This window comes from Clostridium sartagoforme (genome assembly GCF_039521405.1).
Lineage (GTDB): Bacteria > Bacillota > Clostridia > Clostridiales > Clostridiaceae > Clostridium > Clostridium sartagoforme.
In genome coordinates, this window is sequence record NZ_BAAACH010000002.1 from 38,653 (window position 1) to 65,029 (window position 26,377).

The window sequence follows — 26,377 nt, forward strand, 5'->3', positions numbered from 1 at the left end:
TTATAATGAAGGACGAATTTAAGGAGAATATTGATATACAGCCAGAATTAACTTTTGATACTTTTCAGGAAGTGGTTCCTGCAATTAAAGTAGAAGAAGAGAAAGTAGAAGATATAATTAATGATGCTAATTTAACTGAAGAAGAAAAAAGGATGGTAAATCAATTTGTAGATAAGATTGAGATAAAAAATTCAAATTCAATTCTACAATATGGAGTGGGTGCACAAAAGAAAATTGCTGATTTTTCAGAATCAGCTTTAAATAATGTAAGAACAAAAGACTTAGGTGAAATTGGAGATATGCTTTCAAATGTAGTGCATGAGTTAAAGAATTTTGATGAGTCAGAAGAAAAGAAGGGTATATTAGGCTTATTTAAAAAAGGGAAAAATAAGATTTCTCAAATGAAAGCTAAATATGAAAAAGTGGAAGATAATATAAATAAAATGTGTTCTACTCTTGAAAGTCATCAAATACAGCTTTTAAAAGATGTTGCTATGCTTGATAAAATGTATGAAATAAATAAAGTTTATTTTAAAGAGCTTTCAATGTATATTTTGGCTGGAAAAAAGAAGCTTAAGAAGCTAGAAAATGAAGAACTTAAAAAGCTTCAAGAGAATGCAATAAGAAGTGGTTTGCCACAGGATGCTCAGGAAGTAAATGATTTTATTTCTCTTTGTCATCGATTTGAAAAGAAAATTCATGATTTAGAACTTACTAAAATGATATCTCTTCAAATGGCTCCCCAAATTCGATTAATCCAAAATAATGATTCTCTAATGGCTGAAAAAATACAATCTACAATTGTAAATACAATTCCACTTTGGAAAAATCAAATGATATTATCCCTTGGAGTTGCTCATTCTAGTAATGCTGCAAGGGTACAAAATCAAGTTACCAATATGACTAATGAACTTTTACGTAAGAATGCGGAAATATTAAAAACCTCAACAATAGAAACTGCTAAGGAATCTGAGCGTGGAATAGTAGATATTGAAACCCTAAAAATAACAAATGAATCTCTAATTTCAACTCTGGATGAGATTCTTAGAATACAAAATGAAGGGCGTCAAAAGCGTAAGGATGCTGAATTAGAATTAGTTAATATTGAGGAACAATTGAAGAATAAGCTTTTAGATTTTAAAAGATAATATAAATAATATATCTTGAAGATGGGCCTTACTATTTTAATAGTAAGGCCTTAAATCTTAAGGCAAAACTTTATTAAAATTATAGAGTAATTATTATTTTATATTATTGACATCTTTTAAGAGTTTTTCAAGTTTCTCTATTGATACAATTCTATCATTGCAAGTTTTACTGTCTAAACATATGTTAAATCCAAGTGATTTATATCCACCTTCTTTAGAATTATTAGTTTTACAAATAGGTGAAACTGATGCTATTTCATCAGCTTTTCCCACACGATTACAGAGTACACATATATGAGCATTGTGAAAGTCTGGATTTGAAATTCTACATGTCATACCAACAAGGTTATCATTCATATTATAAGCTATAAATAATTTCTTTATGGAGTCATCAACCCACCCTAGGTAAACATTTTTTGATTCCTGAGCATCTTTGCTTGGTAATTTAAATTTTTTTTCTTTTTTAAACAATCTGTTAATTTGAGCATTTGTTATAATTGGCATTCCATAAACATATTCATTTAAATCATCTAAATATTTATCAATATGATATGATTTAGTTATTTTACTAATATCAAGTAAATCCTTTTCTTGTTCAGATAAATCAACAAAAATATTTAATATTTTATTTTGAATATATATTTTAGTAGATTCGATAATATTAATGTCTACACATCCAGTAAAAGCATTATTTAAATCTTTTAAGCACTTTTTTATATAATTAAATTCATGTTTTTTTATAAAGGTATTCATAAAGTTCCCTCCTATCTTAAATAATTTATAAAATAAAAAGATGATTATTATTACTCCAATTGAAGTTAAAAATAATCATCTTAATTTAAAAGCATCATATATTCACAATCATTTCCTTTGAATTTTGTTTTAAATTATAAGTAATAACTTCCATTGATTCTACAATGAAAGAATAACATAGTTTCAAATAAGTATTCAATCTAATAAATAATTCTGTAACAATTATGAGCCTGTATGTCTTTCTTGACTTATTATTCTTCTTATACTTTTTTCTGATAGATAGTACTCCTTAGTTAATTCATTAATAGTAGATCCATTAATATACTTTTTATAAATCTCATTATTTCTTATCTTAAGACTATGTCTTATACCACTTTTTTCTCCCCAGGATTTATGATTGTCATCTTTCCTAGGGACATAAAGATACTTTCCATCAATATATTCCTGTATTATTTTAATAATTTCCTCTGGTAACACATCTTGTGCCTTTGCATATTTCATTTCTTTACTCCTTCACTTTTATTAAAGTATTAAAGCAAAGAATACAAAAAGCTATGCGTTATAGAGCCTAAATGATTTATGCACTTCAGCTAATTTAACAGCTTAGGCTCCAAACAAAGTATAGCTGACTTTGTATAGTCTTTGCAGGAGCAAGCTGATTTATAGCTGAATGTATTACAGACTTTCATAAAAACACCCCCAATACATTATAATTACTATTATTATAACATGATGAATATATATAAATACAATATATTATTTACTATCTTCACAAGTATTAACAATATTTAATAAACCAAGATTTAGTTATAAAAAGTAATTTTTATGAAAAAAATATAAAAGAGTTAAATAGAAGGATTTCAGTAGATAATGAAAGTTTAATTACTTATGAGGAATATTATGAAAAAGACATTGCATGATTATAAAGAGAAAATAATTAAATTACCAATAAAGGATAAGTATAGCAAGGATGAGCTATTAATTAATGATTTTTTAATGGATAAAGAAAATAATTTAGAGATATATTATTCTCCACATAATGAATATTTGAATTCAAAAGCCAAGGTATTTATTATTGGAATAACACCGGGATTCCAACAAATGAGCATATCTATAGCAACAGCTAGAAAAGAACTTGAATTAGGAAGCGATATTAAAAATATACAGTATAAGTGTAAGGTAGCGGGACGTTTTAGTGGAATAATAAGAAAAAATATAATAAGTATGTTAGATGAAATAAATTTAAATAAGGTCTTAAATCTAAATAGTTGCAGTGATATGTTTGAAAAAAGTGATTATTTTCTACATACATTTTCTTTAATTCCTTATCCTGTTTTTTTTAACAAACAAAATTATTCAGGGCATACTCCAAAGATGATAAAGAACAAATTTTTAATGAAGTATATATATGAAAGTTTTATTAATGAATTTAGAAGTCTAGATAATAGAGAGCAAATTTTATTAATACCATTAGGTAAGGCTGTAGAGGAGGTTTTATGTAAATTAGAAGGTGAAGGTATAATAATAAAAGGACAGATACTTAAAGGCTTTCCACATCCTTCAGGAGCTAATGTTAATAGATTAATACAATTTAGAGAGAATAAAAACATTATGATTAATTTTATTAATAAAAAATTATAGCTTTTAAAATAAAAGAAAAAATAAGATTTTAAGGAATATAAGAGTATATAACTCTTGTATTCCTTTTCAAACTTAGTATATTTATAAGTTCCATTTATCTATCGAGATCCTTACTAGTAAATCCTAATGGAAGTAATTCTTCTAGTAAATATTCTTTAAAATCATCTTTATTTTTAGCAAGATAAATTTTAAATGTTTTAGGATCGCAAAATTCTGCTAGTACCTGTCTACACACACCACAAGGAGCACAATACTCTGTATTTTCTGCATCATCTTTATTGCCTACTATGGCAATTGCTAAAAATTCACGCTGACCTTCTGAAATAGCTTTAAAGAAAGCTGTTCTTTCAGCACAATTAGTTGGTGAGAAAGCTGCATTTTCTATATTACAGCCTAAATATATTTTTCCGTTTGTACCAAGTAGAGCTGCACCAACATTAAATCCAGAATAAGGAGTATAAGCAAATTTTTGAGCTTCATAAGCCTTTTCAACTAATAATTTTGCATCAATCATAAATTTCACCTGACACTTTCTATAATAATTCATTTATTAATATCTACTAGCAATAGTATATAACAATAAATGGATTATTATTATAACACTAAAATTTTTACATGTATATAATGCTTTAAATACAAAACATTTTTGTTATATAAAATGTCATATTAATACCATAGGATTTATTTTGTTTCGCAATTTAAATAAAAAGTTTAATTTTAAGTATTGACATTCACGCAACGTAATGCCTTATTATTAAAAATGTCAGGAGGTAATGATATGGAATATACAATTAAAAAGCTAGCTGAATTGGCAGGAGTAAGTACACGAACACTTAGATACTATGATGAAATTGGACTATTAAAGCCGTGTAGGGTAAATTCTTCTGGATACCGAATTTATGGTAAAAGAGAGGTAGACTTATTACAACAAATATTGCTTTATAGATCTATGGATATGAGATTAGAGGATATACAAGAGATAGTTTCTAAGCCTAATTTTGATATTTGCCAATCTTTAATTGAGCATCACCAAAGACTTATTTCCAGACGAAATCAACTTGATCAATTGATTTTAACAGTGGAAAAAACATTAAAATATAATAAGGGAGAGATAGAGATGTCAAATAAAGAAAAATTTGAAGGATTTAAAAAAGAAAAGCTACAAGAGAACGAAGTAAAGTATGGTAAGGAAATAAGAGAAAAATATGGGAAAGAAACAGTTGAAGAATCTAATAAGAAATTTTTAAATATGAGTGAAGAGGACTTTAAAAAGATGCAGCAAATTGAATGTGAAATGTTTGAAGCTTTAGCTGCAGTTACAAAAACAAGTGATATAAGCTCGAATGAAGCAAAATCTGTATATGAGAAGCATAAAGAATGGTTAAGTTTTTCATGGCCAACTTATTCAGCAGAAGCACATATAGGGCTAGCTGAAATGTATGTTGCAGATGAAAGATTTGCGAAATACTACAATGATAGGGGCGGTAAGGATATAGCTAAGACTTTAAGAGACATTATCGTAAGATATGCAAAATAACTATGTACCATCTATAATATAAAATTATTAGAATATAAATTAAAGAAAGCTGAAACTATGCAAATAGTTTCAGCTTTTCAATATAATATTATTTGAATTATCAGAGAATCCATAGGAATATTATAATATTTTTAAGTAGAGTATAAATCTTTACATCTTTTATTTAATTTATTTTAATGATATTCTATAGTTAACTCAGTTATTTAATATAGTTTATTTAATTAATTACGTCAAAATAAAATAATTTACATAGAAGTAAGTTCTAAATTTATGGAGGATTTCAAGTGGATATTTTATATAAGATACAAAAAACGTATGGAGAGTTTTCTGGTAAGGAAAGGGATATAGCAGACTATATTATGCAATATGGTGATAAAATAAAGAATATAAGTATAACTGATTTGGCAAAGGAAATAGGAACATCAGGAGCCACTATAACAAGGTTTGCCAAAAAGATAGGCTGTAATAGCTTTGTAGATATGAAGATAGAGCTTGGAGCAAATAAAATAGAAGTACCATCTATTGATGAAGAGGGTATATTTTCAGCTGCTTATCAATACTATAATGAAGTTATAGAAAGAACTAAAATGTTAATAGACAAAGAAGCAATATTGAAGGTAGTAAAAGAAATAAAAAAGGCTAAAAATATATACATATATGGTGTAGGAAGTTCTGGCTTAACAGGCAATGAAATGATGCATAGACTTCTTAGAATGGGTTTTAGTGTGCACTCTATTTCTGATTCTCATATGATGATTATAAATAGCTCAATAGTATCAGAAGAAGATTTAGTAATAGGAATTTCTATATCAGGAGAAACTCAAGAAGTTGTACATTCATTAAGAAAATCAAAAGAAAATGGAGCCAAAACAGTTTCAATAACAAGTTTTGAAGAAAGCTCTATAAGTAAATATTCAGATATTAAGTTTATGGTATATAATCCAAATTTTATTGACAGAAGTAGATTTATTAATACTCAATTTTCTGTTATGTATCTTCTTGACTTAATATCTATGGTTTTATTAAAAGACACTGATTTAAGTAATAAGATGCAAATTACTATTAACGCTATTATAAATAGTTAAGAAAATAAAGGAATTAACAACCAATAACCAACAATTGTCAATTAAGGAATAAAGGACTAGTAAACTTTCAAATAAAAGGTGCTTTGTATCAATTGAATTTTAAGTTTTACATAGTAAAATATCCTTAATTGTCAATTGTGCATTGTTAATAAAATAATTTATCTTGCAAATTATTTCATAAATTGTTTAGTTCTCCCCATGTTATATGCAGTTTTTATAATGGATTTTTCTTCTTCAGACATTTCTCTATTGTACATTTTATTAAATTGCTTAAATAGTGAAACAGTATCAATTTTATTTCTATATGTATTTTTTGTAGCATTCCTATTAACATAAATATAGTTTTCAGGAACTATATTATCATTAATAATTTTTTTGAAAACTTCAGCTGTATAAAAAGCATCATAAAAGGCATTATGAAAATTTTTTTGAAATTCTATGTTCAAAAGCTCAACAGCTGTTTTTAAACCGATTTGAGTTCCTTTGGAAAGTTTGAAAAATTTAGAAGTATGTTTTTGCACATCTATATATTTCGTAGGAAATATTTCGGTAGATAAATTATTAAATTTTATATTTCTTATAAATTCTCTTAAATCAGCTTTTCCCCACACACATAGCACTAAATCTTCATTTCCAATAAACTCTATAAATCTATTATAAGTGATAGTAAATGTATCACATTTAGCCAGCATATCTTTCGTTATTTTTGTAATATTTTCTACGTAAGGATTGATATCATTATATACAGTAGGCCTTACGAATTCATTAAATGTTGATATAACTTCTAAGCTCTCATTAAGCTTTAGTGCACCAATTTGAATTATTTCAAAAGGTAATTGAGATATAGATATATTATTAGGAGTATTAATATTATTTTGGTTAAATTCTAAATCATAGAATATATAATTCATTTAAATTACCTTCTTCCAAGATTAATAAAAGTTTTATTTTATATAACTTATTCTAACCTTTTTAATAGATATATTATATATTATCTTTATAAATTTCCATAAAAATAATATGGCAAAAATTATTATTTCAAAATATATATAAATTATAAGTAATTATAAGGGATTAAGTAATGTACACAAAAGGAGATTTTCATATTCACTCAACAGAATCAGATGGAGATTTAAAACCCGGAGAAGTTGTATTATTAGCTAAAGAAAGAAGAGTAGATATAATAGCCTTAACGGATCATAATACTATAAGTGGAAATAAGCAAGCTATCAAAGTGGGAAAAATTCATGGAGTAAAGGTTATACCGGGAATAGAACTATCAACAAGATTTAAAGGGCAAAAAGTTCATATATTAGGGTATTTTACTGATGATAAGTACGAAAGTACTGAGTTTAAGTTAATTTTAAATAATTTGCGTGCTAGAAGATTTAAGGCGTGCCAAATTTATTTTAAAGGAAAGTTAAGTTTTAAATCAGAAGCTGGAAAAATAATAACATCAGCAGGAATAGAATTTTTACACCATTATAATGCGAAAGTTGTGTTAGCTCATCCAACATTGTTAAACAAAAATATATTTAAAGAGATAATTAATTTAAATTTTGATGGAATAGAAGCTAAATACTATAGAAATAAAGAAAATGAAACAGAATATTTTATGAGTATTGCAAAGAAAAAGAATATTATATATACAGCAGGTTCAGATTTTCATTCTTTAAATAAGCTAGATATGAAACATGGAACTCTTGGACAAATTTATCTAGAAAGTGATGAAATAAGTGATTTTATAAAAATTTTAAATTTAAATGGAAATTAAAGCATACAAATATAAGCATCATTCACAACTACCACGACAAAAAGGGATTTATCACATATAACCTTTTAAGTGAATAGAATAGTAAAACAATATATTTGGAGGGTATCGATTTTGTCTACAGGATATATATTAGTAAGGTTATTTAAAGTGGAAAACTTATTACCAAAGACAAAAGCAAATTTAAAAATTATTAATGCTAAGTCCAGAAATATAGTTTATGAAAAATATAATGCATTTGATATAAGTGGAAAAAGTACAATTATACCACTAGAAACTGTAGATAAAAGTTTATCTCAAAGCCCGAATAGTCAATTTATAATCCCATATAAAATTTATGATTTAGAAGTTAGCGTAGAAGGAGTTAATCCAATTATAGTAAGAGGTATAAGTGTATTTGATGGAATAACATCAATACAAAATATTGAGATTAAAGATTATAATAATACAATAAATTTAGAAAACTTATCTGAAAATGCTATGGTAAATGAGCAACAAGAGTACACAAGTATTAATAAGAACCTTTTAATGACTCCATTTGTTCTTAAAGATGTATTCGTACCTGAATTTATAGTTGTACATTTAGGAACGCCCAATTCATCGTCAGAAAATATTAAAGTAAGGTTTATTGATTATATTAAGAATGTTGCTTCTAGTGAAATTTATCCTACTTGGCCAGAAGAAGCAATAAGGGCTAATATATATTGCCAAATATCATTTGCATTAAATAGAGTGTATACTGAATGGTATAGAAATAGAGGTTACTCATTTCAAATAACCAATTCAACCGCCTACGATCAATACTTTATAAAGGGAAGAAATATATTCGATAATATAAGTAAAATAGTGGATGACATTTTTAATGAATATATACGAACTGTTGGTAATAGAACACCTTTTTTCTCTCAATATTGCAATGGAACATCAGTCAGGTGTGCAGGATTATCTCAATGGGGAACTGTGGATTTAGCTAAGAAGGGAATGAAGGCGTTAGATATAATTAAATATTATTTTGGAACTGACAAGGAGCTTATTAGAGCTACAATTATTGAAGGAATACCTGAATCATATCCAGGCAAAGCATTAAGAATTAATGATGTAAATAATAATGTTAAAGTAATTCAAAAATATCTAAATATGATATCTAAGAACTTTCCAGCTATCCCAAAGATATATCCTGAAAGTGGGGTGTTTGGAAGAGAGACCGAGCAATCGGTAAAAGTATTTCAGAGGGTATTTAATTTAGTTACAGATGGTATTGTGGGAAGAGTGACTTGGTATAATTTATCAAGTGTATATGTAGGAATAAAGAGATTAGCGGAATTAAATCAGGAGTTAGAAATAGATTTAGGGACAGGAGGAATACGGGAACCTACTGATTCTTATGAACCAAAGTGGGATGGTAAATATCCGGGGTATCCCATGAAAGAAGGATCAAGAGGAAATAAAGTAATTGAGTTTCAATATTATCTTAAAACAATAACGAATGAGTATAATATACCTACTGATCTTATTGTAGATGGTGTGTTTGGGAATGTTACTAGAGATACAGTTATAAAATTTCAAAAACTATATGGGCTAGAAACAGATGGGGTAGTGGGTCCATATACTTGGAATAAGATAGTGAATGTTTATACAAATTTATAAATGTCCACTTTTTCATAATGATTGCATAGTATATCTTAGGAGAAAAATTAAACTATAGAGGAGAAGATGGGTATGCAATCAATAAACTTTGGAAAATATAAGGGAATTGATATATCAAGCTGGCAAGGAGAGGTTAATTTCAAGGAAGTTAAAGAAAATGGTATTGAAGTTGTATATATAAAAGCAACTGAAGGTAGTCACTATTTAAATCCAAGAGCAGATGAATATTACTTAAAAAGTAAAAGTAATGATATACTTATAGGGTTTTATCATTTTTTTAGGCCTAAGGTAGATGCTAAAATTCAAGCAAACTATTTTTCAAGTTATGTAAAGAAAAAGGACTTTAATTGTAAATTAGCATTAGATATAGAAATAACAGATGGATGTAATGCTGATGAATTATCTAAAAATTGTATAATATTTCTAGAAGAAGTAAAAAGTATTACAGGAAAAGAAGTGGTAGTGTACACATATACAAGCTTTGCGAGAGCAAGTCTTACTAAAGAGTTAGGAAGGTATCCACTATGGATAGCAAATTATGACGTAGAAAAACCTGAAGAAAATCCTATATGGGATGAATGGATAGGCTTTCAATATTCAGAATCTGGGAATATTCAAGGAATAAGCAGCTATTGTCCATTAGATATATTTACAGAGGAAATATTATTGTCTAATTAATATAATTATAGTAAGCTTACCTATAGGGTTAAAGGGTAGGCTTATTTTTTGTATAAGAAAGTATAAAATTTAAATACTAAAATAAGTTATGGTGTATAATTAACAGTAAATGAAGCAATTTAAGTTTTGGAGAGAATACTTATGGGAAGAAAAAATAAGATATTAAAGGAAAATATTATAGATGAAGTAGTTATAGATAAAAGAGAAGTAGGATATTATTCAACTCCAACTTTTATATGTGATTATATCACAAAAAGAGTAGTAGATATAAATAAAGAGGGCAAAAGCGTTTTTGACCCATGTTGTGCTAAAGAAGAAATGCTAGAACCTTTTAATGGATTTAAAATTAAGACTTATGGTATGGATATTATTAGATATAAGGAGAAGTATAATTGTAATTTTAAGAATATGGATTTTATTGAGTATTATTATGAATGCATTAATGCTGAAGAATTTTTAAGTTATGATTATTATGTGTTAAATCCTCCATATAATTGCCATGAAGTAAAATATATAAGAAATAATAAAAAAATATTAAAAAGGTATTTTAAAGATGTAGGTATTCATAATATGTATGGAATGTTTATATCTGCTATTATAGATCTAGCAAAAGAGGGAGCTGTAATAGGTATAATAACTCAAGATTCATTTATGACATCTAAAAGTTATATTGGCTTAAGAGAAAAAATATTAAAAAGTTGTACTATACATGAAATTATAATGTGTCCAACAGATTTATTTCTAGAGCAAGGAGCCGAAGTTAGAACTAGTATAGTTATATTACAAAAGGGATTGGATTACCAAGGAAATATAATATTAAAAAATAGATTTATAGATAAGAATGAATTAATTAATTTCTTAAATTCTTCAAGAACTTGTGATAATGTATATTCAATAGAGGATGTTATATTAAATAATAAAAACGATAATAATGAATTTTTGATAGAATGTCCAAGAGATATTAAATGTTTATTTAATCATAATAGACTTGGAGATGAATTTAAGTGTATAACAGGAATATCAACAGGGAATGATGGACAATATTTATCTAGAGAAAATAAAGATCCATATATAATACCATTTTACAAAAACCCAGGTAAGGATAGATATTATACGGATAAAGTAATGTATATACATAAAGATTTCATAAACATATCAAAAGAAGTTTCTAATTTTATAGTAAGAAATAAAGAGTTATTATATAAGCCTGGAGTGATTTGCTCATCTATGGGAGTTCAATTTACAGCATGTAAGTTACCTAAAAGTAGTACCTTTGGAGTAAATACATGTATTATATGCGATGATAAGGATATATTTTGGATATTAGCATATTTAAATTCTACTTTAGTAACTTATTTAGTGAGAGGCGTTTTAAACAGAAGTAATATGATTACCTCAGGATATGTTTCTAGAATTCCATTATTAAATTTTGATAATGTAACAAAGGAGAAGTTAAATAACCTAGGAAATAAAGCTTATAATATGGCTGAACAGAGAGAAAATATGAATGAAATTTTAATAGAGATAGATAATATAATCAATGGTACATCTAAATTATCTAAAGAAACAATTTCATATATTAATAAATTTAAAAGTAATTTGATTAAAAGAACATAAAAAACAGTCCTCACGACTGTTTTTTTATTTTACTCTTCATCTAAAGGCTCAAATTCATCTTTTGAGGCACCACATACAGGGCAAACCCAATCATCTGGTAAGTCTTCAAATGGGGTATCTGGATCTATTCCGTTATTAGGATCTCCATATTCAGGATCATAAACATAGGTACAAGGCACACAGATATATTGTTGCATTAATATAAACCTCCTAAATTTCCTTTATATTTTAAAATGTATTGGGTATAGTATTAAAATATGATATAAATTATTATAAATAGTGAAAAAATAATATAAGAGCTTTTTAGAAAAGAGGTAAAGTTATGGGAAGAAAAAATAGTAAAAATAATGATTTATTAAGTAGTGTAAGAAAAGATACATCACCTAAAATATATTCTATATTAGTAGACTTAGTTAATGATGATAGGGAGGACTTAGCAGAGATAGTATTGAAAATAGATTATTTATTGCAATATACAAGTGCATGTATAAATCATAAGGATTTTGACGAAGCTAGAGAGTCAATAAAAAAAGTAGAAGATAGAATTAAAATTTTAGAAAAGGAAGAAAAGAATATTGATTATTTAATATATATTTATGAAGGCATAAAAAATAAATGTAAATAATACAAAAGGCTATTTTAAGCATGATACGCATTAAATAGCCTTACTTTTATGATTATCTTCTTTTTTTGTTAGCGACCTCAATGTTTACTTTTCTTTTATTAAGCTTAACACCGATACATTTATCAAGAACTTTATCCTTAACGTCAGGAGATATATTTACAAAAGAGAAGTTTTCTAATATGTCTATATCACCAATTGAAGAAGCTTTTATTCTAGCTGTATCTTTAATAAAATTAACTAGAGTTTTAGGGTTTATTCCATCTCTTCTTCCTATAGATAAAAATAATCTTATATCCTCTGATTTAGGAGCTTCTAAAACATCATTTGTATAAGTTTCAAGTAGCTCATCATTAAATTTATTCTTTATTAATGCAGCAATAATCTCTATAGAATCAAATTTTTCAACAAGCTCTTTTGCTACTGGAATAAACTTTGAATAATCAGAATCTGTAATAGTATTAGTAACATCTTCTAAAATAGATTTAGATTTATTATCAAATATATCATTAACTGTAGGAATAGCTTTTCTAGTTATATCACTCTTAGTTACTGATTTTATTTGTTTTAACATCGAAAATTCTTTTGGAGAAACTAAAGAGTAAGCAATACCTTCTCTATTTGCTCTACCTGTTCTACCAATTCTGTGGACATAGCTTTCAACATCTTGTGGTAAGTCATAATTTATAACATGAGTTATACCTTCAACATCTATACCTCTTGCAGCTACATCAGTTGCGATTAAGTAATTTAGTGAACCTTCTTTGAATTTTCTTAAAGTTCTTATTCTGTGTGCTTGAGACATATCACCATGCATACCTTCAACTATATAACCTCTTGATTGCATACCTTCAACTAATTCATCAACGCCTTTTTTAGTTCTGCAGAAGATTATAGCAGATGATGGAGTATCATAATCTAAAACTCTACAAAGTGCTTCAAATCTTGTTTTGTGAGATATTTCAAAGAAACTTTGACTTATTGTAGAAACTGTCATAGAAGTTTTCTTTATAGAAATTTGCTTAGCATCAGGTTTCATATATCTTTTTGCTAATTTTCTTATTTGATCAGGCATTGTTGCTGAGAATAATAAAGTTTGTCTTTCACTAGGTAATTGCTTTATTATGTCTTCTAAATCATCGATAAATCCCATATTAAGCATTTCATCAGCTTCATCTAAAACTAAAAATTTAATGCCATCTAATTTAATAGTTCCTCTTTTTATATGATCAAGAACTCTACCAGGAGTACCAACTACTATATTTACATTTCTCTTTAATGCTCTTATTTGATTTACTATAGAATCTCCACCGTAAATCGGTAATACTGATAAATCATCATATTTTGATAATCTTTTTAATTCATCATTAACCTGAATAGCCAGTTCTCTTGTAGGAGCTAATATTATAGCTCTAAGGCCATCATTCTTAGTTATGTGATTAATGATACCACAGCCAAAAGCAGCAGTTTTACCAGTACCTGTTTGAGCTTGCCCTATAAGATCATATCCTTGTATTGCAACAGGTATTGCCTCAGCTTGTATTTGAGATGGTTTTTCAAAACCTAAATCAGTAATAGATTTTAAAAGGCTATCCTTAAGCCCTAAGTTATTAAATTTTATTTCATTCATTCAAAATCCTCTTTCTTTTAGTATTTAAAATAATCTATAATTAAATATAATATATATTTTTAAATTTTACGACGGGTATATAATATTAACATTCCATGGAGCAAAGGAATTTATAATATAATTTTAAAAATTCCAAATAATTACTATAAATTATATATTATTCTTTGTCAACTAGCTTAGTATACACTATAATTTAAAAATATGCTCGTATTATTTACTAGTAAAATAAGTTATTTTGTAATAAATATTCAAAAAACAATAAGTAAACGTTTGATAGGAGGGATAATATGGAAAAAACCACGAAAAATTTATACTTCTATAAAATCAGTAGCATTATAGGACCAATATATATAGTAAAAAGTTCAGATGGATTAAGAATGATTGAGTTAATAGAAGAAGAATGGATTGAATTTAAGGAAAAACAAAATTTAATAGAAGATAAAAATATATGTATGGATGTAATTATTCAGTTAGAGGAATACTTTAAAGGAAAAAGGATGGAATTTGACTTAGCTTTAGATATAGAAGGTACTGAATTTAGAAAATTAGTATGGAATGAATTAGTGAAAATTCCATATGGTGAATTAAAGAGTTACAGCTATATAGCAAAGTCTATAGGAAATGAGAAAGCGGTAAGGGCAATAGGGCAAGCTAATAGGGCTAATCCAATTCCTATAATAATTCCATGTCATAGAGTGACTGGTAAGAATGGAATGTTATTAGGATATGCAGGAAATCATACAGATATTCAAGAAAAACTTATTAATTTTGAAAAAAGAAATATACAAAAATAAACAAATATTGAGAATAGATAAATTTACATATTATGGGGCGGGTTATATCTCTCCCCTTTTTATTTTGTTAATAATATTATTGAAAAATAAGTATAAGTATTTTAATATATAATTAAAAAGTATTATAATAGTATATTATTAGTAATTAAACTAGAGATTTTTCGTTATAAGAATAGTATTATAATAGTATTTAAGTAGTAATAAAAGTGAGGATAGCTATGGACAATCAACTTATGCAAGATTTTAACAGTTTATATTTTAGTAAAAAACAAATTTCAAGAAGGATATTTGAAAAAGAAGAATTGGGAAAAATATGGGAAACAATTCAAGGAGAAAGGTTAAAATTATCTAAGAAAAATAATTGTGACTTTAAACCAATAACTGATTATTGGTTTAATAATACAGAAAGTATAGATAGTAATATTGAATTTATTAATGAAGCTAATAATTTGGGAGTATTTAATTATATATCTTCAAAGATAAAGGATAACCTAAACAAATCAGCAGAAAGTTTAGAAATATCTCAGTTACTTTCTTTAAATGATATAGAGATATCAGAGAAGAAAATTAATGATATAATAAATATTATTAATAATAGTAATATTATTGATGAAGATTTTCTGTGTAATTTATATAACATAATTGAAATGGAAGATTTAGAACCTGATAAAATCAATAAGGTGAATAGTAAAAATAAATATAGTATTAGTAGAATTATAGAAGATGGACATAATATAGAAAATTTATTGCTTTTAATGAATAAATATGAAGAAAAGAGTATTTTAACAAAGGCTGCAGTCATACATCTGTATGTAATAATCAATAATCCTTTTATAAAACATAATGCCATAATTTCAGAGCTTTTAACATACAAATATCTATTGATAAATGGATATGAAGTTATAAAATATTGTTCAATATCTCCTTTAATAAAAGAGAAGTTGAAAAAATACAATACAGCAATTGAAAATAGCTTATATTCAAATGGTGATATAACTTATTTTATTAAATTTTATTTAGACATACTTAGAAATTCTATTGAAGTTTTAAATATGGAGTTAAATTATAAATTTGGGAAAAAGATATTGAAGGAATTAATTGAAAAGAATGATGTAAAGCTAGAAGAAAGATGTATGAAGTTTATTAATAGTGTCTTAACTTCAAAAAATAATGTTGTAACTATTGATGATTATAAAAAGAAACTAAATGTATCTTACGAAACTGCTAGAAGTGATTTAAACTATTTAGTTACACTAGGCTTTTTTAGGATTGCTAAATCAGGAAAAAGATATGAATACTATAAAAATGATATATCCACAATTGTAGATAATTTTGAGGAGTAAAATTATCTAAATAGTAAAAAATAAAATAAAACAGATATGAATTATAGCTTCATATCTGTTTTACTAATTTAGTCCTAATTAGGTAGTTTACTTTTAACTATTTCATATACCTTTTTAGGTAAAATATCTTGCTCTTCTTTAGTTAAATTAGTTGTTTCTATAGCTGGATGAATATATAAATCTACATTTGCTGGTTTTATAATCCATTTACGTTTATTAGACTCCATTATTTTATAAGATCCACTCATTGTAACAGGTACTATTGGAACTTTAGATTTTGTAGCTAATTTAAAACTTCCAGCTTTAAATTCACCCATTTTATCACCCTTACTCCTTGTACCCTCTGGGAATATGACTAATGAATGACCATTCTTCAAAACTTTAACTCCTTGAATAATAGCTTCTCCAGCTTTTCTTAAATTACTCCTATCCATAAAGACACAATGCATATATTCCATCCAAGTGCTGACCCCAGGAATTTTTTTAACTTCTATTTTAGAAACAAATCCCTTAGGGACAGGAATTTTACTAATATATATTGGAATATCAAAATTTCCTTGATGATTTCCTATAAATAATACATTTTGATCTTTAGGAAGGTTTTCTAATCCATGAACATTAACACGAACTCCAGCAACTTTTAAAAGGCTATTAGCCCAAGCTGAGGTTGCCTTAAAAGTAAGACGCTCCTTTTCTTCTGCCATATCTTTTTCATTAAATCTTTTAGTTTTTATCATACTAGGAATACTACGTAGCAAACCCATGAAGAAAACTACATACCAAGCAATAGATCTAAGCATGCAAATCAAATCCTTTCAAAAATTATTAAAATACCATAAATAAAGTATATAACAAAGTTGGAATATAGAAAAGCATATAAGTTTTAAATTGCGAATATAAAGGCTATGATAAATAGATATGCTTATTTCACCGTCTATTTACCTTCGCCAACTTATATTAAGAATTTAAATTAATAATGAATTAAGCTATTGGTAAAAAATAATTGGTGAGGTAAATTAAAAACTTAGTTAAGTGGAGCAGACTATAATTGAGCTTGTTCCCTGTTACCTAAAAAAATAAAAACAACTGTGCACTGTGCCTTGTGAACTGTGAATTGAAAAATGCTTCGCAAAATATAACATGCAAGCATATAGTAAGTAATAAAAAGCATTTTAGAGGTGAAAGGTTTGAATAAGCGAAACCAGGGGAAACTGAAGGTTGATTTCAAGAGTGGAATATCACAAGATGGGCCTATAATTCCACGTAAATATACAGTTACTCATTCAGATGAAACCGGCGAGATATTAGTAACAGTAGCTAAGCATTATGATAAATCTAATATAAGTAATAAGAGGGATGAGGTATTTGCTAGATGGTTCCAAAATGGTAGAAATTACGTTTTATGTTTATATTTGAATGTAGATGGAATTGAAAGGGATAAGAATAAAATAGAAATAAGAAATAAAATTTTTAGAGAAAAGCTACCTATAGCTATTACAGCTATAAGACAAGGCGACTTAGAATTAATTAAAAAACATAATAATTTAGATGAAGCAGATATATTTATCAAATTTAATTCAAGATATGAGGAGTTTTATAAGGTTGAAAATTGGGGGAAATTAAAAAATTATAAATATATAGATGATTATGATGAATATGAACTTGAGGAAGATGAAGAAGAAAAGTGGGTAGAAGAAAGAAAAAATTCTCTTATTAGAAAGAAGAAATGTAAAATTACTATGCAAGAAAGCATCATACTTAATCTTCTAAATCCATATATAGAAAATAGACTATGTGTTTTATATGGAAGTAATATAAGATACAATATTGAAAAATGTGAAATAGTAGATATAGAAGAATTAAAAACTTTAGATGGATGTGAGAAAATATATGAAGTATTTATAGTAACAAAAATAAAAATGAATTCTATTAGTAGGAATGTTTCAATAGAGTTTATTGTGAAGCCAAACAATGTGATAGTTAAAAAGGTAAAAGAATAAATAATGGCTATGGAGTATATTATAGTAGTAGGATAATGTTGACATATAATTAATGTTATTATACAATTTATTTGTTGATTATGTCTCCATAGTTCAATGGATAGAACAGTCCCCTCCTAAGGGACAGATACAGGTTCGATCCCTGTTGGGGATACCACAAAGCATTCAAACCTTGTAATATAAAGGATTGGATGCTTTTGTTTTTTATATAAAATTTAAAGATTAATTTAGCAGTGATTAAAATATACTATATTAAATAACTTTCAATGATACGAATAATAACTTTAGTATTCATGATTATTTAGGTGTAATAGTTAGTTCTCCATTTCCAATCACTACTAATGAGTATTCAGGGTTTAGCGGAAGTGTGGTATCTATATCTAGTGTGTTTTTAGGCAGACTTACGTTTTGAAGTAAAAGATAATTTTCATCAAAAATTAACACCCTGATATCATTAGTTTTTGAAGAATTTCTAATTGAATAAGTGTTATTTTTCGAGATATTAAAATCGGATAAGCTATAAATGCCCTGTTTATAGGTTTTAGGATTAGTTAGTGCAGGTGTTAAACCAATTATATTAAATGATAAATATATAGAGAATAAAATTGTAAGAATAAACTTCTTCATAATGACTATCAATCCTTTCTCTGTACTTAAGACACAAAACTTTATGAAGTTTATTTTTAAGTTTTTTTAAAACAGAATAACTATTAAGCGTTAATAGGTGTTAAATATAGCTCTCCTTTACCAATTAGTAATATGGTATAGTCAGGATTGATGGGGACTGTATCAACTTTCGGTGAATTAGGTGGTAATCTTAATAATTCTACTACACCTAGGTTTTCGTCAAAAACAAATAAATACATATGTTCAGTTCTAGAAACATTTTGAATAGTGAAAGTACTAGTTTTTGATGTATTAAAATCAGATAAAGTATAAATACCCTGTGCATATATATTACTCTGAGAAAAAGCGCACTTTAACCCAATTGTATTAAAAATCAAATAAAAGGATATTAAAAATGCTGAAAGAAATCTTTTCATTTTTTCACCACCTTTCCACTTTATTCTGTGTAATAAAAATGATAGTATTCAGTATATGCTTAGTTTTTTAAGTAAAATTTAGTAATGTAGATAATTTACAAGGTTATACACAGGATATACATGAAAATGAAGCTAAGTTGTGGATAAAATATTATTAGCTGTGAATTAAAAGATAGATTTTTTATATAAATAAAAAATTTTAATTATATAAGTTATATATGGCAAATATCATATAGTATAGAATATTTATTGGAAGTTATATTAAAATAAATTATCAATTTTAATATATGATATAATAAAATAAAAATATTTAATTTAGGAGTGTGAATTAATTTGGAGAGTTATACGTGGCAGATAGTATTATTAGTAATATTATTGTTGATGTCAGGATTTTTCTCTATGTCAGAAACTGCCTTAATGGCACTAAGTAAAATTAGAATAAGACATATGGTAGAAGAAGGAGTTAAAGGAGCAAAGCTAGTTGAAAGGCTTGCAGAAGATCCAAGTAGGTTATTAGGAGCAATATTAATAGGAAATAATGTAGTCAACATAGGTGCCTCTGCATTAGCAACATCAGTTGCTGTTAAGGCTTTTGGAGAAGGTTCAGTTGGTGTTGTGACTATTGTAATGACTATATTAGTTCTTATATTTGGTGAAATAACTCCAAAATCTATAGCTAAACAAAACTCAGAAAGTGTAGCGTTGAAGGTAAGTAAACCTATAAATGTAATAGTGAAATTATTTAGACCTTTTGTAGTTGTATTTTCAGCTATATCGGGGTTATTTATAAAAATCTTAGGTGGAGATCCAAAAGCTAATGAACCATTTATAACTGAAGAAGAATTAAAGACAATGGTAGGAGTTAGTGAAGAGGAAGGTGTGCTTGAGGATGTAGAAAAAGAAATGATATTTAATGTCTTTGAATTTGCAGATTCTCAAGTTAAAGATGTTATGGTTCAAAGAGTTGATGTAGTAGCAGTAGATATTAATTCTACTTATGATGAAGTCATAAATGTTATTAAAACTGAGCAATTCTCAAGAATACCAGTTTATAATCAAAATATAGATGATGTTATAGGAGTACTAAATGTTAAAGATTTAATAATAGCAGCTCAAAGTAAAGAAAATTTTAAGGTTTCAGATTACATGAGAGAACCTTATTATACTTTTGAATTCAAAAAAATTACAGAGTTGTTTAATGAAATGAAAAAGAATAGAAATCATATGGCAGTTGTACTAGATGAATATGGTGGAAATGTTGGTATAGTCACTATAGAAGACTTAATTGAAGAAGTTGTAGGAGAAATCGAAGATGAATATGATGACGAAAATAGCGATATAGTTGTAGTTAAGGAAGATGAATATATAGTTGATGGAAGTGCTAGACTAGATCATATAGGAGATTTGATAGGTGTTGCTATGGAATCTGAAGAGTTTGATTCTGTAGGTGGATTGGTAATAGGAGAATTAGGAAGGTTTCCTGAACAATTAGAAGAAGTTAAACTTAATAATATTAGATTTGTGGTTGAAGAAGTGGATAAAAATAGAATTAAAAAGGTTAGAATATTTACTTAATCAGTTCACAGTGCACAATTCACGGTTCACAGTTTATGGGATAAGGGAATCTGGAACAGGTAACAAGTAACAGGTTAGATATAAATTGTGAAGCAATTTATAGGTGAAAAGTTAAGAGTGAAAAAGTGAAAGAGTTGGGGATGTTTTACTACGTAAAGCTTAAGTTTAGTTGGTGTAGGAATGAATACTTAGTGAAGTTGAGTGTAACGATAACTGAACTTAGTATGAAGCCCTATCTACTGAAGCTTGCTTGAAGTAGATGAAAATATCCTTTTTAAAATCCTCTAAGGATTTTTTACCATAATTTTTTCATTCCTTCATTCTTTCATTTTTTCATTATCTTTTATTGGGAGAAAATATATGGATTACATGGATATTGCAATAGAAGAAGCAAAAACTGCATATTATAAGGGAGAAGTACCTGTTGGAGTAGTTATAGTTAAGAATGGTGAAGTTATAGCAAGGCAACATAATTTGAAGGAAAGTTTAAGTTTGCCAACAGCTCATGCAGAAATATTAGCAATAGAAGAGGCCTGTAAAAAGTTAAATAATTGGCGATTATCAGGCTGTGATATGTATGTAACTTTAGAACCTTGCCCTATGTGTATATCAGCAATAGCACAAAGTAGAATATCGAGAGTATTTATAGGGACTTTTAACAAGGATATGGGGGCTTGCGGATCTGTAATAAATTTAATTGATTATGATATTTTTAATTGGTATGTAGATATAAAGTGGTATTATAGTCAAGAATGTAGTGATTTATTAACTTCATTTTTTACGAAAAAAAGAAATAAATCTTAAGTTTTATATTTTATAAATTTATAATTTATTTATATTTTATTTATATTTAATTGGTATAATTACCTATGAAGTAATATAATTAAAATAATTACTATTAGAGGAGGAAAGAGGATGAATCCAGTAGCTTTTGAATTATTTGGTTTAGAAATAAGATGGTATGGAATAATAATATCACTTGGAGTATTAGGAGCAATGCTGTTAATATACATTCTATCTAAGAAAAAAGAACTAAATTATGATATTATAATAGATGCATTTTTAGTTACATTTCCAATATCAATAATTGGAGCGAGATTATACTATGTAGCGTTTGAATATCAAAATTATCACTCATTTATGGATGTGATTAATGTAAGAAATGGTGGAATGGCCATACATGGAGGGGTTATAGCTGCTTTATTATCAGGATATATATTCGCAAGATATAAAAAGATAAACTTTTTAAGATATGTAGATGTTATAATGCCTGGAGTTATATTGGCACAAGCAATAGGCAGATGGGGAAATTTCATGAATCAAGAAGCCCATGGAGGTCCTGTATCAAAAGAATTTATAAGCAAGTTTCCAGAGTTTATTCAAAATGGAATGTTGATAAAGGGAACTTATTATCATCCAACATTTTTATATGAATCAATATGGAATACACTAGTTTGTTTAATATTAGTATATGTACTTCTTAAAAAGAAGGAAGGAAAAGATGGAATGATACTTGGGGGATATATGATTTTATATTCAATAGGTAGATTCTTTATAGAAGGATTAAGAACTGATAGTTTAATGTTTATGGGATTAAGGACAGCTCAAATAGTAAGCTTATTAGGAATATTATTAGGCATAGTTTTAATTTTTGTAGTAAGTAAGAAAAAAAGGTCTATATAATATTTAATATGTATATAATCAAAAGATGGGTAATTTTACTTATCTTTTGGTTTATTATTATATAAGTATAAATTTTAAAGATTAATAAATAATAATCAATAGAAATATGGTAAAGTTTTAAATGTTGCAATATGAATTAGTATATGATAATATATAGCAGTAGTTAAAATTAAATAACTATATTATGGAGAGATGTCCGAGTGGTTGAAGGAGCACGCCTGGAAAGCGTGTATAGGGGAAACTCTATCAGGGGTTCAAATCCCCTTCTCTCCGCCATAGCCGTGCTAGATGGGGAGTCAGCGGTGCCCTGTAACCCGCAATCCGCTATAGCGGGGTTGAATTCCTAGCTTAGGCTTTAACTTGTAGGGTCTGCCTATGCAAGTGGTGTTGATGGTAAGGTCCCATACGACGTAAGTGCGTGAACCTCGTCAGGTCCGGAAGGAAGCAGCGATAAGCGATTACTGCGTGTGATATGGATAAATCTTGCCAGAGCTAACTACATAGTAACGCCTATAAGTTACTGTCAAAGCTAGGTGCACGGTTTTAATTTTAGGCCTTTCTAACCAAGAGAAGGGTTTTTTTAATGTAATGAACAAAAATAAATGTTTTATAAATATATAATATTTATTTAGTAAAGGTTACTCTTCAATAGGATTAACATACAATAGGACAAAGAAAGCGAGGGAATTCCTTATGGAATGCCCTCGTTTTCTTTTTATTAATATATAGAAATTAAATTCTATGAATATTAAGTTTAAAAATATATTAAGATTTTTTGGTATAGATAGTAAATACATGAGGATATTTATGATTTATATTTTCCTTATGGCAAATACTTTGTGATATTTCCCAATCTTCCGTAATTCCTGGGAAATATGTGTCAGCTTCGAATTCAGCAAAAATATGAGTTATATAAAGCTTATCTGCATATGAAAGCATTTGATCATAAATGCTAGCACCACCACATATAAAAGTTTCATCTTCCGTATTTAATAATTTTAATAAGTCTTCTATAGAATTAACTACTAAAGCACCTTCTAATTTTATATCTTTAGTAGTAAGAACAATATTTCTTCTATTAGGTAATGGCCTTTTAGGTAATGACATATATGTGTTATATCCCATTACAATTGTATGACCATCAGTTACTTTTTTAAAGTACCTTAAGTCTTCAGAAATATGAGCAAGTAACTTATTTTTATTTCCAATTCCATTATTTTTATCCATTGCAACTATTAAGCTTATCATAATATTATATCCCCAATTCAAATTTTAGTTGTGGTTTAACAGGTTCGTAATCGACTATTTCAAAATCATTAATAGTAAAATCGTAGAAATTTGTCTTACCTTCTTTAAGTATTAATTGAGGGTGTTTGTTACTAGGAGTTCTTTCTATTAATTCTTTTGCTTGTTCTACATGTCTATCATAAATATGTAAGTTATCTACAACGTGCATAAATACACCAGGCTTTAATCCAACATGTCTTGCTACCATCATCATTAAGGCAACATATTGGATCTTATTTATATGTCCTGCTGTACAATAATCAGAACTTCTTTGGTGAAGTGTTACATCAAGATATTCATCTCTAACAGACCAAACAGTAAGAAAAGCACAAGGATTTAAGCCAGGAGTTTCTTCGAAATCTGCATACTGATATAAATCTATAATATGTCTTCTAGTATAAGGTTCATTTTTTAATCCATCTAGTAATCTAGTCATTAAATCATATTTCTTTACAGTAGCACCATATCTTTGACCGATTGTTCCTGTATCATTAACTTCCCAGTCTCTCCACCAATTAATACCCATTTCCTCTAATACTGAAAGTTCATTAGATGCCTTCTGATATATCCATAAAATTTCTTTAATGCCTGACTTCCATGCTACAGGTCTTAAGGTGGTAATAGGAAAATCTCCCTTAGAAATATCATATTTTTCAACAACTTGATTTATATATATTGTATGTGCAGGGGTACCATCTTTATACTTTGGTCTTACCTTGTGACCTTCAGTGCTTACTCCATTTGCAAGAATATCATTTAATGTCTCTTTAAATAAATTATCTGCCTTTGATATAAAATTTGTAGTCATGTACTCACCTCTAAATTATATTTTAATTTCACCTTCTAATGTGAATAATTTTATTACATTATAGCATAAGTTGAAATTAACATCATCTTAAAAAGTATTGAACTATAAAGCAATCTATTTTAAGTTAAGGAATCAATATATTTTAAATTATTTTAAATCGCTTGTTGATTATGAAGAATAAAAGTAACTTGATATATAGAGATATATGATATATTATTAATATATTATATTTAAAGTAAGAAGGGAGGAATAGATCCATGAAGTTTTCTACAAAGGGAATAAAGTTTGAGATATTATCTAGTAGTTCAATTTCAAAAACAGCAGTATTTTTTGAAAATTGGATTACTATGCCCTTTTTTAGTAGGGAATTACAAGGAACTATTCTATAACTTGTAATATATATAGTAACTCCAATCAGGCCCACTTTTTTATAGGGTCTTTTATTATGCATAAAAATATAAGATTTGGAGTTGATTTAAATGAATAGATTAAGTGTAAATATTAAAAATGATTATATATATAAGTTTTTTTCAGCCTTTGATATAACATCTGCAATATGGGTATTATACTTAGGATTTAAAGGTATGACCTTAGCTCAAATAGGATTACTTGAGGGTATATTTCACATAACAGGATTTATTTCGGAAATACCAACAGGGGCTTTAGCTGATTTATTTGGGAGAAAGAAGATAATTATAATAGGGAGGATAACCTCATTAATTTCTGCAATTATTATGTTATTTTCTAATTCTTTTATGGGATTCGCAATAGGATTTATATTGTCAGCTTGGGGATATAACTTAAATTCAGGGTCAGAAGAAGCATTAATTTATGATACTCTTAAAAAGCTAGATAGAGAAGAAGAATTCTTAAAGGTTAATGGAAAAATAAACTTAATAATAGAGGTATCACAAGGGTTGGCAGTATTTATAGGAGGAATTCTTTCACAAATAGATTTTTCTATTAGCTATATTACAGCAGTTGTTATAGGATCAATATCATTAGTTCTTTCTACTAGGTTTATTGAAGTAGATGTTATAAGAAAAGAAAATCAAAGTATTAATATTATTAATCATTTAAAGCAATCTATAGATATAGTTAAAAATAATAAAAGGCTTCTTAATATATTAATATTTTTTCCATTGATATATACTTTTTCAGCAATCGTTTATTTTTATGGGCAACAATTATTTAATGATATGGAATATTCAAGGATTAGTATTTCTATAATATTTTTATTTAATGGAATATTTTCATCTTTAGGAGCTATTTTAAGCAGTAAAATATATAAAAAATATAAATCTTTAGGATGGATAATGATTTCAATTAGTATAAGTGTATTTACAATTTTTATGGGAATTGGCAAAGGGAATTTATCTATAGTATTTTTCTTAGGAATAGGATTTTTAACATCAATACTTCAACCGATAAGTAGTAATTTGATAAATTCTATGGTGGAATCAAATCAAAGGGCAACAATTATTTCGGTTGAAAGTATGTTTTATTCTATAATGATGATAATTTTATTTCCTATATGTGGGTTCATAGGAGATAGAGTTTATTTAGAGTTATCATTTATAATGGTTGGTATTGTAGGAGTATTAATTTGTATTACTGAGATAATTATAATTAAAAAGACCATATAAATTAGAAATAAGGATATTCTATTATATAAAAATGGAATATCCTTATTTGTTTTTTCTGAATTTAATTTC

Annotated in this window: 28 protein-coding genes, 2 tRNA genes and 1 other RNA gene; 20 read left to right on the forward strand and 11 right to left on the reverse strand. The window is 27.0% G+C overall.

The annotated features are described in order from the left end of the window. The first annotated feature begins 5 nt into the window (after window positions 1–5). Window positions 6–1,148 carry a toxic anion resistance protein gene (locus tag ABDZ60_RS00415; protein ID WP_047001801.1) on the forward strand — a complete coding sequence of 381 codons (1,143 nt, stop codon included), beginning with the start codon at window positions 6–8 and terminating at the stop codon, window positions 1,146–1,148. Window positions 1,149–1,241: 93 nt separating this feature from the next. Here the strand turns inward: ABDZ60_RS00415 and ABDZ60_RS00420 are convergent, their stop codons facing one another. Further along, entirely contained in the window at window positions 1,242–1,901 is a 660-nt protein-coding gene (locus ABDZ60_RS00420) for an elongation factor G-binding protein (RefSeq protein WP_343775003.1), read from the reverse strand. Between the two features lie 222 nt (window positions 1,902–2,123). Then, on the reverse strand, window positions 2,124–2,402 hold the full coding sequence (locus ABDZ60_RS00425) for a CD3324 family protein (RefSeq protein WP_016207879.1): 279 nt from the start codon (window positions 2,400–2,402) through the stop codon (window positions 2,124–2,126). Window positions 2,403–2,801: 399 nt separating this feature from the next. On the opposite strand from ABDZ60_RS00425, the gene ABDZ60_RS00430 reads away from it, so the two are divergent. After that, entirely contained in the window at window positions 2,802–3,542 is a 741-nt protein-coding gene (locus ABDZ60_RS00430; protein ID WP_016207878.1) for a hypothetical protein, read from the forward strand. 94 nt (window positions 3,543–3,636) lie between these two features. Here the strand turns inward: ABDZ60_RS00430 and ABDZ60_RS00435 are convergent, their stop codons facing one another. Next, window positions 3,637–4,056, reverse strand: coding sequence for a cytidine deaminase (locus tag ABDZ60_RS00435; RefSeq protein ID WP_016207877.1), 420 nt, complete (start codon window positions 4,054–4,056; stop codon window positions 3,637–3,639). A gap of 264 nt (window positions 4,057–4,320) precedes the next feature. Between ABDZ60_RS00435 and ABDZ60_RS00440 the strand changes: the two genes are divergently transcribed. Further along, complete coding sequence (locus tag ABDZ60_RS00440) at window positions 4,321–5,079, forward strand: MerR family transcriptional regulator (protein ID WP_016207876.1); 759 nt, start codon at window positions 4,321–4,323, stop codon at window positions 5,077–5,079. 284 nt (window positions 5,080–5,363) lie between these two features. Beyond that, a complete protein-coding gene (locus ABDZ60_RS00445) occupies window positions 5,364–6,164 on the forward strand; it encodes a MurR/RpiR family transcriptional regulator (RefSeq protein ID WP_016207875.1) in 801 nt (266 codons plus the stop codon). Window positions 6,165–6,334: 170 nt separating this feature from the next. Here the strand turns inward: ABDZ60_RS00445 and ABDZ60_RS00450 are convergent, their stop codons facing one another. Further along, window positions 6,335–7,075 (reverse strand): 3'-5' exonuclease, encoded by a 741-nt coding sequence (locus ABDZ60_RS00450; protein ID WP_343775009.1) that lies wholly within the window; start codon window positions 7,073–7,075, stop codon window positions 6,335–6,337. A 170-nt stretch (window positions 7,076–7,245) separates the two neighbouring features. On the opposite strand from ABDZ60_RS00450, the gene ABDZ60_RS00455 reads away from it, so the two are divergent. The 4 genes from ABDZ60_RS00455 to ABDZ60_RS00470 all read left to right on the forward strand — a co-directional run bounded on the left by ABDZ60_RS00455 (window position 7,246) and on the right by ABDZ60_RS00470 (window position 11,877). Continuing rightward, window positions 7,246–7,938 (forward strand): PHP domain-containing protein, encoded by a 693-nt coding sequence (locus ABDZ60_RS00455; RefSeq protein ID WP_016207873.1) that lies wholly within the window; start codon window positions 7,246–7,248, stop codon window positions 7,936–7,938. Window positions 7,939–8,049: 111 nt separating this feature from the next. Next, a complete protein-coding gene (locus ABDZ60_RS00460) occupies window positions 8,050–9,582 on the forward strand; it encodes a peptidoglycan-binding protein (protein WP_343775012.1) in 1,533 nt (510 codons plus the stop codon). 72 nt (window positions 9,583–9,654) lie between these two features. Beyond that, complete coding sequence (locus ABDZ60_RS00465) at window positions 9,655–10,260, forward strand: GH25 family lysozyme (RefSeq protein WP_343775014.1); 606 nt, start codon at window positions 9,655–9,657, stop codon at window positions 10,258–10,260. Window positions 10,261–10,401: 141 nt separating this feature from the next. Next, the gene (locus tag ABDZ60_RS00470; RefSeq protein ID WP_343775016.1) at window positions 10,402–11,877 is read left to right on the forward strand and encodes an N-6 DNA methylase; all 1,476 of its coding nucleotides are present in this window, start codon (window positions 10,402–10,404) and stop codon (window positions 11,875–11,877) included. A 29-nt stretch (window positions 11,878–11,906) separates the two neighbouring features. Here ABDZ60_RS00470 and rd read toward each other — a convergent pair whose 3' ends face one another. Further along, the gene (gene rd / locus ABDZ60_RS00475; protein ID WP_016207869.1) at window positions 11,907–12,074 is read right to left on the reverse strand and encodes a rubredoxin; all 168 of its coding nucleotides are present in this window, start codon (window positions 12,072–12,074) and stop codon (window positions 11,907–11,909) included. 125 nt (window positions 12,075–12,199) lie between these two features. On the opposite strand from rd, the gene ABDZ60_RS00480 reads away from it, so the two are divergent. Then, window positions 12,200–12,502, forward strand: coding sequence for a hypothetical protein (locus ABDZ60_RS00480; protein ID WP_047001790.1), 303 nt, complete (start codon window positions 12,200–12,202; stop codon window positions 12,500–12,502). Window positions 12,503–12,554: 52 nt separating this feature from the next. Here ABDZ60_RS00480 and ABDZ60_RS00485 read toward each other — a convergent pair whose 3' ends face one another. After that, window positions 12,555–14,129 (reverse strand): DEAD/DEAH box helicase, encoded by a 1,575-nt coding sequence (locus ABDZ60_RS00485; RefSeq protein ID WP_047001789.1) that lies wholly within the window; start codon window positions 14,127–14,129, stop codon window positions 12,555–12,557. A 287-nt stretch (window positions 14,130–14,416) separates the two neighbouring features. Here ABDZ60_RS00485 and ABDZ60_RS00490 point away from each other — a divergent pair, with 287 nt between their 5' ends. Together ABDZ60_RS00490 and ABDZ60_RS00495 are read left to right on the forward strand one after the other, a co-directional pair. Next, window positions 14,417–14,923: a methylated-DNA--[protein]-cysteine S-methyltransferase gene (locus ABDZ60_RS00490; RefSeq protein ID WP_343775021.1), complete on the forward strand. Its 507-nt coding sequence runs from the start codon at window positions 14,417–14,419 to the stop codon at window positions 14,921–14,923. A gap of 218 nt (window positions 14,924–15,141) precedes the next feature. Further along, entirely contained in the window at window positions 15,142–16,266 is a 1,125-nt protein-coding gene (locus ABDZ60_RS00495; protein ID WP_343775023.1) for a Fic family protein, read from the forward strand. Window positions 16,267–16,340: 74 nt separating this feature from the next. Here ABDZ60_RS00495 and ABDZ60_RS00500 read toward each other — a convergent pair whose 3' ends face one another. Then, window positions 16,341–17,066 (reverse strand): lysophospholipid acyltransferase family protein, encoded by a 726-nt coding sequence (locus ABDZ60_RS00500; RefSeq protein ID WP_047001786.1) that lies wholly within the window; start codon window positions 17,064–17,066, stop codon window positions 16,341–16,343. A gap of 378 nt (window positions 17,067–17,444) precedes the next feature. Here ABDZ60_RS00500 and ABDZ60_RS00505 point away from each other — a divergent pair, with 378 nt between their 5' ends. Both ABDZ60_RS00505 and ABDZ60_RS00510 read left to right on the forward strand, forming a co-directional pair. Continuing rightward, window positions 17,445–18,266 (forward strand): staygreen family protein, encoded by an 822-nt coding sequence (locus ABDZ60_RS00505; RefSeq protein WP_343775025.1) that lies wholly within the window; start codon window positions 17,445–17,447, stop codon window positions 18,264–18,266. A gap of 82 nt (window positions 18,267–18,348) precedes the next feature. Continuing rightward, window positions 18,349–18,423, forward strand: a tRNA-Arg gene (locus ABDZ60_RS00510). 140 nt (window positions 18,424–18,563) lie between these two features. Here ABDZ60_RS00510 and ABDZ60_RS00515 read toward each other — a convergent pair. Together ABDZ60_RS00515 and ABDZ60_RS00520 are read right to left on the reverse strand one after the other, a co-directional pair. Next, the gene (locus ABDZ60_RS00515; protein WP_047001784.1) at window positions 18,564–18,893 is read right to left on the reverse strand and encodes a FimB/Mfa2 family fimbrial subunit; all 330 of its coding nucleotides are present in this window, start codon (window positions 18,891–18,893) and stop codon (window positions 18,564–18,566) included. An 83-nt stretch (window positions 18,894–18,976) separates the two neighbouring features. Continuing rightward, window positions 18,977–19,309, reverse strand: coding sequence for a hypothetical protein (locus ABDZ60_RS00520; protein ID WP_047001783.1), 333 nt, complete (start codon window positions 19,307–19,309; stop codon window positions 18,977–18,979). Between the two features lie 333 nt (window positions 19,310–19,642). Here ABDZ60_RS00520 and ABDZ60_RS00525 point away from each other — a divergent pair, with 333 nt between their 5' ends. The 5 genes from ABDZ60_RS00525 (at window position 19,643) to ffs (ending at window position 23,108) form a co-directional block, all read left to right on the forward strand. Continuing rightward, on the forward strand, window positions 19,643–20,884 hold the full coding sequence (locus ABDZ60_RS00525) for an HlyC/CorC family transporter (protein ID WP_343775028.1): 1,242 nt from the start codon (window positions 19,643–19,645) through the stop codon (window positions 20,882–20,884). A gap of 360 nt (window positions 20,885–21,244) precedes the next feature. Continuing rightward, entirely contained in the window at window positions 21,245–21,688 is a 444-nt protein-coding gene (locus ABDZ60_RS00530) for a nucleoside deaminase (protein ID WP_343775030.1), read from the forward strand. Window positions 21,689–21,799: 111 nt separating this feature from the next. Further along, entirely contained in the window at window positions 21,800–22,567 is a 768-nt protein-coding gene (gene lgt, locus ABDZ60_RS00535; protein WP_343775032.1) for a prolipoprotein diacylglyceryl transferase, read from the forward strand. Window positions 22,568–22,753: 186 nt separating this feature from the next. After that, a tRNA-Ser gene (locus ABDZ60_RS00540) sits at window positions 22,754–22,843 on the forward strand. Window positions 22,844–22,846: 3 nt separating this feature from the next. After that, window positions 22,847–23,108, forward strand: an RNA gene (ffs, locus tag ABDZ60_RS00545) — signal recognition particle sRNA large type. 224 nt (window positions 23,109–23,332) lie between these two features. Here the strand turns inward: ffs and ABDZ60_RS00550 are convergent. Further along, window positions 23,333–23,815, reverse strand: coding sequence for a dihydrofolate reductase (locus ABDZ60_RS00550; protein ID WP_016207842.1), 483 nt, complete (start codon window positions 23,813–23,815; stop codon window positions 23,333–23,335). A 4-nt stretch (window positions 23,816–23,819) separates the two neighbouring features. Continuing rightward, window positions 23,820–24,662, reverse strand: coding sequence for a thymidylate synthase (locus ABDZ60_RS00555; RefSeq protein WP_016207841.1), 843 nt, complete (start codon window positions 24,660–24,662; stop codon window positions 23,820–23,822). Between the two features lie 257 nt (window positions 24,663–24,919). On the opposite strand from ABDZ60_RS00555, the gene ABDZ60_RS00560 reads away from it, so the two are divergent. Then, entirely contained in the window at window positions 24,920–25,051 is a 132-nt protein-coding gene (locus tag ABDZ60_RS00560; protein ID WP_278245126.1) for a hypothetical protein, read from the forward strand. A 90-nt stretch (window positions 25,052–25,141) separates the two neighbouring features. Then, entirely contained in the window at window positions 25,142–26,308 is a 1,167-nt protein-coding gene (locus tag ABDZ60_RS00565; protein WP_343775036.1) for an MFS transporter, read from the forward strand. Window positions 26,309–26,377: the final 69 nt, after the last annotated feature.

Excerpts from the sequence above, each read along its gene's own strand:
- ABDZ60_RS00440 (WP_016207876.1), top strand. The coding sequence starts at position 4,321 with ATGGAATATACAATTAAAAAGCTAGCTGAATTGGCAGGAGTAAGTACA.
- ABDZ60_RS00530 (WP_343775030.1), top strand. The coding sequence starts at position 21,245 with ATGGATTACATGGATATTGCAATAGAAGAAGCAAAAACTGCATATTAT.
- ABDZ60_RS00495 (WP_343775023.1), top strand. The coding sequence starts at position 15,142 with ATGGACAATCAACTTATGCAAGATTTTAACAGTTTATATTTTAGTAAA.
- ABDZ60_RS00450 (WP_343775009.1), bottom strand. The coding sequence starts at position 7,075 with ATGAATTATATATTCTATGATTTAGAATTTAACCAAAATAATATTAAT.
- ABDZ60_RS00430 (WP_016207878.1), top strand. The coding sequence starts at position 2,802 with ATGAAAAAGACATTGCATGATTATAAAGAGAAAATAATTAAATTACCA.
- ABDZ60_RS00455 (WP_016207873.1), top strand. The coding sequence starts at position 7,246 with ATGTACACAAAAGGAGATTTTCATATTCACTCAACAGAATCAGATGGA.
- ABDZ60_RS00485 (WP_047001789.1), bottom strand. The coding sequence starts at position 14,129 with ATGAATGAAATAAAATTTAATAACTTAGGGCTTAAGGATAGCCTTTTA.
- lgt (WP_343775032.1), top strand. The coding sequence starts at position 21,800 with ATGAATCCAGTAGCTTTTGAATTATTTGGTTTAGAAATAAGATGGTAT.
- ABDZ60_RS00560 (WP_278245126.1), top strand. The coding sequence starts at position 24,920 with ATGAAGTTTTCTACAAAGGGAATAAAGTTTGAGATATTATCTAGTAGT.
- ABDZ60_RS00470 (WP_343775016.1), top strand. The coding sequence starts at position 10,402 with ATGGGAAGAAAAAATAAGATATTAAAGGAAAATATTATAGATGAAGTA.
- ABDZ60_RS00490 (WP_343775021.1), top strand. The coding sequence starts at position 14,417 with ATGGAAAAAACCACGAAAAATTTATACTTCTATAAAATCAGTAGCATT.
- ABDZ60_RS00555 (WP_016207841.1), bottom strand. The coding sequence starts at position 24,662 with ATGACTACAAATTTTATATCAAAGGCAGATAATTTATTTAAAGAGACA.
- ABDZ60_RS00515 (WP_047001784.1), bottom strand. The coding sequence starts at position 18,893 with ATGAAGAAGTTTATTCTTACAATTTTATTCTCTATATATTTATCATTT.
- rd (WP_016207869.1), bottom strand. The coding sequence starts at position 12,074 with ATGCAACAATATATCTGTGTGCCTTGTACCTATGTTTATGATCCTGAA.
- ABDZ60_RS00480 (WP_047001790.1), top strand. The coding sequence starts at position 12,200 with ATGGGAAGAAAAAATAGTAAAAATAATGATTTATTAAGTAGTGTAAGA.
- ABDZ60_RS00500 (WP_047001786.1), bottom strand. The coding sequence starts at position 17,066 with ATGCTTAGATCTATTGCTTGGTATGTAGTTTTCTTCATGGGTTTGCTA.
- ABDZ60_RS00465 (WP_343775014.1), top strand. The coding sequence starts at position 9,655 with ATGCAATCAATAAACTTTGGAAAATATAAGGGAATTGATATATCAAGC.
- ABDZ60_RS00550 (WP_016207842.1), bottom strand. The coding sequence starts at position 23,815 with ATGATAAGCTTAATAGTTGCAATGGATAAAAATAATGGAATTGGAAAT.
- ABDZ60_RS00565 (WP_343775036.1), top strand. The coding sequence starts at position 25,142 with ATGAATAGATTAAGTGTAAATATTAAAAATGATTATATATATAAGTTT.
- ABDZ60_RS00425 (WP_016207879.1), bottom strand. The coding sequence starts at position 2,402 with ATGAAATATGCAAAGGCACAAGATGTGTTACCAGAGGAAATTATTAAA.
- ABDZ60_RS00435 (WP_016207877.1), bottom strand. The coding sequence starts at position 4,056 with ATGATTGATGCAAAATTATTAGTTGAAAAGGCTTATGAAGCTCAAAAA.
- ABDZ60_RS00415 (WP_047001801.1), top strand. The coding sequence starts at position 6 with ATGAAGGACGAATTTAAGGAGAATATTGATATACAGCCAGAATTAACT.
- ABDZ60_RS00420 (WP_343775003.1), bottom strand. The coding sequence starts at position 1,901 with ATGAATACCTTTATAAAAAAACATGAATTTAATTATATAAAAAAGTGC.
- ABDZ60_RS00520 (WP_047001783.1), bottom strand. The coding sequence starts at position 19,309 with ATGAAAAGATTTCTTTCAGCATTTTTAATATCCTTTTATTTGATTTTT.